This is a genomic window from Clostridium sp. KLE 1755 (assembly GCF_000466465.2).
GTDB classification, from domain to species: Bacteria; Bacillota; Clostridia; order Lachnospirales; family Lachnospiraceae; genus Eisenbergiella; species Eisenbergiella porci.
Genome location: NZ_KE992756.1, coordinates 1 through 6395, shown reverse-complemented (window position 1 = coordinate 6395; position 6395 = coordinate 1). Strand labels below are relative to the sequence as shown.

Genomic DNA, 6395 nt, shown 5'->3' with positions numbered 1-6395 from the left:
CCCTTCCGCTTTCCGCCGGGAAACAGGCCGCCTTTCCGGTCAGGCTTTTTTCCTGCGGGGCTTTTTCTTTTTTTCTGGTTCTGCAATCGGCTTCGCCTCCTTCTTGAAACCGCTCAATAGAGCATAAAAATTTTCTGTCTGATAGGGCCGCACCCTCGGATATAGGAACCGGGTGCGCAGGATATTCCTCAGCACCTTTTCAAGTGGCAGGCCGTCACGCTCATACATGGCGAAAAAGAAAAACGGGAGCATGAGGCCAATCATCAGGAAAAGGGCCGGGCTGTTTCCGATGGTTCCACGGCTGGACAGGTAGGACGGAATCCCCACCGCCGCCGCAAGGGAGAAACAGATAAGCTGGCGCTTCGTCAAGTTTAAGGCCAGCTTCGTCTTGATTTTGTTTAGGTCTTTTGGTACGGGTACATATGCCATGGGCTGTTCACCTCCTTTGGCACTTCGGGCCATGGTGGCCCGAAGCTATCTGGCCGTCTGCTTTGCGGGCAGGGGCCGTTTCCCTTCCACGGCGGCCTCTCGTCCGGCCTGCCTTGCCCGCCAGTAGTCGGGGTTATACTGTCTGATGGACTGGTTGATGTTTTCCTCAAATTTTTCCTTATCCTTGATACGGTCAGGGATTTTCCACAGCTTTTTATCTAAGAGCTCCCGCAGTACCACGCTTTCCTGTGCGTCCTCCTCAAAACAGATGTAACCGTTCCTCTGGAAACCGCATTTTTTAGCCGCAGTAGACAGGACGGCGGCCACTTCCTTTGCTACCATTGTCCCGCCGTGGCTGGCCGTGCTCACAAGGAACACCCCGGGGCAGAGCGTGTCGCAGGTCTGAACCTTGCCCCACGGGGAGCTTTCCGGCTCATGGAACATGCCGCCTGTCCTCTGGCGGTCGGCCTGCATGAGCGCCGCTTTTTCCAGAATGGCTTTCAGCTCCGGGGACAGGTAGGGATATTCCCGCAGGACACGGACGGCCTCGCCGCCGCACTCCTTCATCAGAAGGGAATAGGCTTCACTGTCAGCCACGGTACAGCGGCCCAACAGCTTTCCATCGTAGTAGCAGGCGGCGTCATAGGCTTGTTTTATGTGTGTCATGGGCATACGCCTCCTTCCTTCACTTCGGGCCACCATGGCCCGAAGTTATCTGTCCTGCCCGCGGCTGGCCTTTGCCTTTGCGGGTTTCTCCGCCTGCGCCTGTTCCGCCTGTTTTGCCCCGGCGGTGAGCTGTTCCTTGATGGAGGGCCGTTCCTGGCCTCCCCGTGCGGCTGCTAATCTTGCCTGCAAATGGTCGAGCTCCGTCGTATAGGCTTCCACAACCGCTTCGTTAAGCTGACTGCGGAACTCCTTCGTGATGGGTTTTGCTACGTCACGGTAGCCCCCGTTTCTGTCCGGCTGGCTGGGCATACCTGCATAAATCCCTTTTTCGCCTTGCAGTATCTTGAAATTCTCCACCACAAAACAGTCGTTGAATTTCACACTGGCAAAGCCAATCAGGTTTTTTACGGGGTCAATGAGCCTCACGCTCACGTCCAGCTTCATGGGTTCCTGTGTAGCGGCGGGTGCGCCGCCTGTCTGTTCCTGCATAACTGTCTCCTTTTCTGAAATGGGGATAAGGCCCCCGTTTTTATACTCGTAGCCTTCTGCCCGGAGTGCGGCATGAGTGTCCGCCGACAGAAGCCTGTATAACTGGATATCCGTGTCTGCGAGGAAACGCAGGGTATCCTCTTTTGTAAATTCCTCGGGGAGCTTTCCAAAGTAGGCCGGGTGGGCCTGCCCGTCCGCCCCCAGCTTGTAGCGTCTCGGCATATGTCCTCCTTCCCGCCTCGGGCCAGGGTGGCCCGAAGTCCTTCTGCCGGTTTAACCGGTGCCGAAGATGGATTTTGACAGGCTCCCGGTCTTAAAGAGAGAAAAGCACAGGAGCACCGTATAGCCGACACAGCGCCAGATGGCTCCCATGGGGTCGCCGTCCGTTGCAATACTCTGAATCAGCACGGCGTAGATTGCCACGCATACCATAATCAGGAGCCCCTGAAAGCCGACCGCGCACAGTGACCGGAAATAGTTCTGCCCCATGTGCCCGGTTTCCCGGTTCGCCACGGTGGAGAAGGGGATAGGGGCAAGGCTGGTCAGCAGGTATATCTCAATCATGCGGCCATAGACAATGACAAATATCACGATATTCAGGGCGGTCATGGTGAACTGGACGAGGAATGACTGGAGGAACAGCCCGAACAGCGGGCCCAGCTCCATCGCCTCCAAGTCCGTGCGCAGGCTGTCCATAATGTCCGGCGTGATTTCCGTGCCGCTCTGGATAAGCCCCGCCGACTGTTGTATCACATGCTGGCTCACGTCAAAGACAGCCAGCACGATATTGAAGGTGTTCGTCAGGATCGTCACGGCCACGAAGGTTTTAAATATCCACTTGAAGAACATCCATGTGTCTATGTCATGGAGGTTGTTCCGGTCTATGAGCATCTGAATGAGCTCATAGGTCATGACGAACGTGAGGATAATCCCAGCGATTGGCAGAACGACCGTTTCCGATATCTGCCGTATCATGGAAAAGACCCCGGCGTTAAAATCCGCCGGGGTCGTCCCAACCTGCGAGGCAATCCCTCCGACCTGCTCATTCACGTTGTTGAAAAGGCCGTCCAGATTTCCCATGATACCATCTACAAGCACACCCTTGAGCCATTCCACGATTGCATTGATGATAGTATCCATATATCACTCCTTTAAATGGGAACGCTTTAGAACAGGCCGGATAAGAGGGGGATAAGCTGTGTGCCAATCAGGACAACACCGCCTCCGGCCATGAGCTGTTTAATTCCCTGTGATTTTGCCGCCGGGTTGTCCGAGCCGTATCCTTCTAACAGGTTGATGACTCCCCACACCGCAAGCCCGGCCCCCAGGGCGATAACGAGAACCTTTAATATGTCGATAGCAGAGTTGAAAAATTCCATGTGGTTTCCTCCATTTTCTTAGATTGAATCGGTTTTCGGGTAACAAAATAGCCGCCCATAACGGCGGCGCTTCGGGCCAATGTGGCCCGAGGTCACGCAAAGTCGTCACTGTCCATGTCGTCAAAGTTGAGAATGTCAGCTTCTTCCTCTGCGTCTGTTTCCTCTATCTCGTAGACCGTGTATTCGTCCTCCGGTTTTAGTCTCAATGGCCGGTGGCGGAACAGGGTTTCCGAGCGGAAGGCGTTTTTCTTTTTGTCGTACTCGGCTGTCTGATTATAGCTGGGGTGCTTTTTCAAGTCATACTTCGGGCTGTAAAAAGGCGGGAGGCCCCGGAGCTGGCAGATACACATATTTCCGGGCATGGTGGTGATTTCGCTTGTGGTGAGAAGCTCCCGGCCCAGACGTTGCATATTCTGCCCGTAGCTTTCGGACTGTCCCCGGGTGCGGCTTTCTGTCTGCATGGAGATGGTGGCCTTGCCCAGCCAATTTTCAGAAATTTCCTTGATTGTGGAGCTTTCCCGGCCTCCGAGGAAGACGATGGAATCCATATTCCCCATGATTGTCTCGGCGTTGTCCTTATAGAGCGCCTTGCACTGGCTCATGGCCTGATAGAACAGCGTCAGGCTGATTTCGCGGGAACGAATGACGGCCACGATTTTTTCCAGTCCCGGCACCTGTCCCGTGTTGGCTGCCTCGTCCCACAGCACCCGCACATGATGGGGGAGCCTCCCGCCGTACTTGTTGTCGGCCCGCTCACAGAGCATGTTGAACATAGTGGAGAAGGCAAGGGCAACGAGGAAGTTGTAGGTGGTATTTGTGTCGGATATCAGGAAAAACAGGGCTGTTTTTTCATCTCCCAGCATATCAAGCCCCAGCTCGTCATAGGTCATAATTTCCCGGAGCTCCCCAATATCGAAGGGCGCGAGACGTGCTCCACAGCTAATCAATATACTTTTTGCGGTCTTGCCGCTGGCTAATTTATACTTTTTATACTGCCTCACGGCAAAGTGGTTGGGGTTCCTCCGTTCCAACCCGTCAAACATATAGTCAACGGCATTTTTGAAGCTCTCATCATCTTCCCGGACTTCCATGCTGTTAATCATTTCCACAAGGGTATTCATGTTCCGTTCTTCCTCCGGCCCCTCAAAGACGATATAGGCAATCAACGCACAGTAAAGAAGGGTTTCCGCTTTTGTCCAGAACTCGTCCCCGTCTTTGCCGTCCCCTTTGGTGTTGGCAATCAGGGCGGTCACAAATTTCAGCACGTCACTTTCCGTCTTGATGTAGGCCAGTGGATTGTAATGCATGGATTTGGTAAAGTCGATAGTGTTGAACACCCGGAGCCGGTAGCCCTGTCGTTGCAGGAAACGCCCGCATTGTTCGAGGGTGCCGCCTTTTGGATCTACGACCACATAGGACGAATGGGCCTGAAGGAGCTGCGGGGTCAGCCAGAATCTTGTTTTTCCGGAGCCGGACGAGCCGATCACACAGGCGTTTAGGTTCCGGGCGTTGGCCGGGATTTTGGGCCGGGTGTTCAGTGTCAGGAACTCCGTACCTGTGAGAATGACGTTGTTTTTAAATACCGGGTCTACAAAGGGCTTGATATCCTTTGCCGTACCCCAGCGGGCCGAGCCATATTCTTCCTCACGGCGGAACTTTTTTCCCTTCCTGATTTTGGACTGCACAAGCAGGTACATTCCCACGGCCCCGGTAAGCCCCACCAGAAGGTCTAGCCCGCCAAGGCCCGGAAGGTAGTTTTCAAAGGCCGTAGGGAAAGTTTTCATCATGCCTACGAGCTTCGTGCCGAAATCGGCTCCGGCGGCCATGCGGTAAGCCGTCCCCACCTTTGAGAAGAACCAGAATACAAAGAGGTAGGGGAGGTTGGGAAGCACATATTTTCGGATTTTGTCACTCACCGTTCTTCCTTCACCGCCTCTCTGGTTTTCTGGCGCTCCTTCGGCCGGGACTTGATATGCTCTGAAAGGTTCCGTAGCTGGCCGAGGATAGAAGCCTTGTCTTTCCCCTTATTCAGCACCTTGTCACTGTATTTCTGGAACGCCGCCGTCATGGCGTCCGCCTGTCCCGCTTTGAAAAACAGCAGGTAGTGGCCGGGGCTGACCTTATGGAACGCATAGTCTACATGAAATTCCTTTGCTATGCGGTCAAACTGCCGGGGCGCTCCCACGAGGGGCATGGAGTTTTTGGCCCCGTAATGGTTCATCAGCTTTTTCACGCTTTGGCGGCCTTGCGGGGTCAGCGCTTTCTGGTGACGCTTTTTCCCTTCCTCTAAAATCTTCCATATTGCGGAGGCCAGCACCCGGCCTGTGAGCTTTGTTGCCCGGATTGAGAGGGCAACCGTTTTTTGGTTTACTTCGTCCTGCATAATACCTCCTTCCTGTCAGGCTCCCATAAACTCCGGGGGGCCTCTTATCTTTACGGGAGACGGAAAATCTCGGGCCAATGTGGCCCGAGGTCTACCGCTCGGCATATTTGGAGGGCGGGGCCTCTTTTGCCGGTTCCGCCCGTATCTTTTCATTCTGCGTCCGCATGGTGTCTAAGATGGACGGCTTTTTTTCTGCCGCCTGTTCCAGCCGTTCTATCCGGGCGAGGGCTTTTTCCACGCTTTTCTGCATGGAGAGCAGGCTGGAGCGTTCAGCCCGGTAAGGTGCCGCAACTGTTTTTGCCAGCTTGCCCGGGCCTTTTGCCTTTGATACGGCCTCCTTCCCCATCAGGGCCCGGCCTACATATTTCAAATGCCTGCCCGCCTCGTGGTATTCGGCTGAAACGGCTTCGATTTTCGCAAGGGCCTTTTCGTCTGTGGCAATCCCCGCCTGAATGGTTTCCTTTACCCCTTCCAGACCTTCCCGCAGATGGAAGAAGCGGGCCACGCCGTCTAAGGCCGCCGTTCCTCGCTGCTTAAAATCGGCAAGGGCCTGTTTACAGCCCTCTATGATGATTTCTTTCAGCGCGTCAATCTGCACCCTCAACTGGGAAACTTTCGCCTCCAAGGTCTGAACCGACCTTTGCAGGGCGGCCTTTAACGGCGATTGCTTCATTTCCTGCAATTCCTGCCGCATGGCGGTAAGCTCCTGAACCGCACTGGAAAGCTGTTCCTCCAAGTCTGACACATGGCCGATGGCGGCCATGAGATCCTTTGCGCTGGAAAAATTGTTTTCCTTCAGCACGGCCAGCAGTTCCTTTACTTCCTTCTGCTCCGCCAGCCGCTTTTGTCTGGTCTTACTGATAATCAATCACTCCCTTCATAACCTCGGGCCAGCATGGCCCGAAGCCTACCGTTCGGCCTCCTTCTTAGGCGTAAGCGGTTTTTCCTGTCCCGGCTCCTTTGGATATTCCTGCATGGTTTTCAGGATAGACGGCTTTTCCCGTGCCTTTTTTTGAAGCTGGGAAGGACGTTCACCGGAAAGCGGCCGG

General features: G+C 54.6%; 8 protein-coding genes. All 8 read right to left on the bottom strand.

Features of this window, described 5'->3' with window-relative positions:
• Window positions 1-39: 39 nt before the first annotated feature.
• The 8 genes from HMPREF1548_RS22580 to HMPREF1548_RS22545 all read right to left on the bottom strand — a co-directional run bounded on the left by HMPREF1548_RS22580 (window position 40) and on the right by HMPREF1548_RS22545 (window position 6214).
• Window positions 40-429 carry a PrgI family protein gene (locus tag HMPREF1548_RS22580; protein ID WP_009296698.1) on the bottom strand — a complete coding sequence of 130 codons (390 nt, stop codon included), beginning with the start codon at window positions 427-429 and terminating at the stop codon, window positions 40-42.
• A gap of 45 nt (window positions 430-474) precedes the next feature.
• Window positions 475-1095 carry a DUF7007 domain-containing protein gene (locus tag HMPREF1548_RS22575; protein ID WP_170321164.1) on the bottom strand — a complete coding sequence of 207 codons (621 nt, stop codon included), beginning with the start codon at window positions 1093-1095 and terminating at the stop codon, window positions 475-477.
• A 45-nt stretch (window positions 1096-1140) separates the two neighbouring features.
• Window positions 1141-1806 carry a septation protein SpoVG family protein gene (locus tag HMPREF1548_RS22570; RefSeq protein WP_009296696.1) on the bottom strand — a complete coding sequence of 222 codons (666 nt, stop codon included), beginning with the start codon at window positions 1804-1806 and terminating at the stop codon, window positions 1141-1143.
• Between the two features lie 51 nt (window positions 1807-1857).
• Window positions 1858-2724 (bottom strand): VirB6/TrbL-like conjugal transfer protein, CD1112 family, encoded by an 867-nt coding sequence (locus HMPREF1548_RS22565; protein WP_009296695.1) that lies wholly within the window; start codon window positions 2722-2724, stop codon window positions 1858-1860.
• A 26-nt stretch (window positions 2725-2750) separates the two neighbouring features.
• Window positions 2751-2963: a Maff2 family mobile element protein gene (locus HMPREF1548_RS22560; RefSeq protein ID WP_002571582.1), complete on the bottom strand. Its 213-nt coding sequence runs from the start codon at window positions 2961-2963 to the stop codon at window positions 2751-2753.
• Between the two features lie 92 nt (window positions 2964-3055).
• On the bottom strand, window positions 3056-4879 hold the full coding sequence (locus HMPREF1548_RS22555) for a VirD4-like conjugal transfer protein, CD1115 family (RefSeq protein ID WP_021638948.1): 1824 nt from the start codon (window positions 4877-4879) through the stop codon (window positions 3056-3058).
• The gene (locus HMPREF1548_RS22550) at window positions 4876-5346 is read right to left on the bottom strand and encodes a PcfB family protein (RefSeq protein WP_009299176.1); all 471 of its coding nucleotides are present in this window, start codon (window positions 5344-5346) and stop codon (window positions 4876-4878) included. The genes HMPREF1548_RS22555 and HMPREF1548_RS22550 overlap by 4 nt, the downstream gene beginning before the upstream one ends.
• Window positions 5347-5437: 91 nt before the next feature.
• Window positions 5438-6214, bottom strand: a complete 777-nt coding sequence (locus HMPREF1548_RS22545; RefSeq protein ID WP_021638947.1) for a DUF6674 family protein — start codon at window positions 6212-6214, stop codon at window positions 5438-5440.
• Window positions 6215-6395 lie beyond the last annotated feature (181 nt).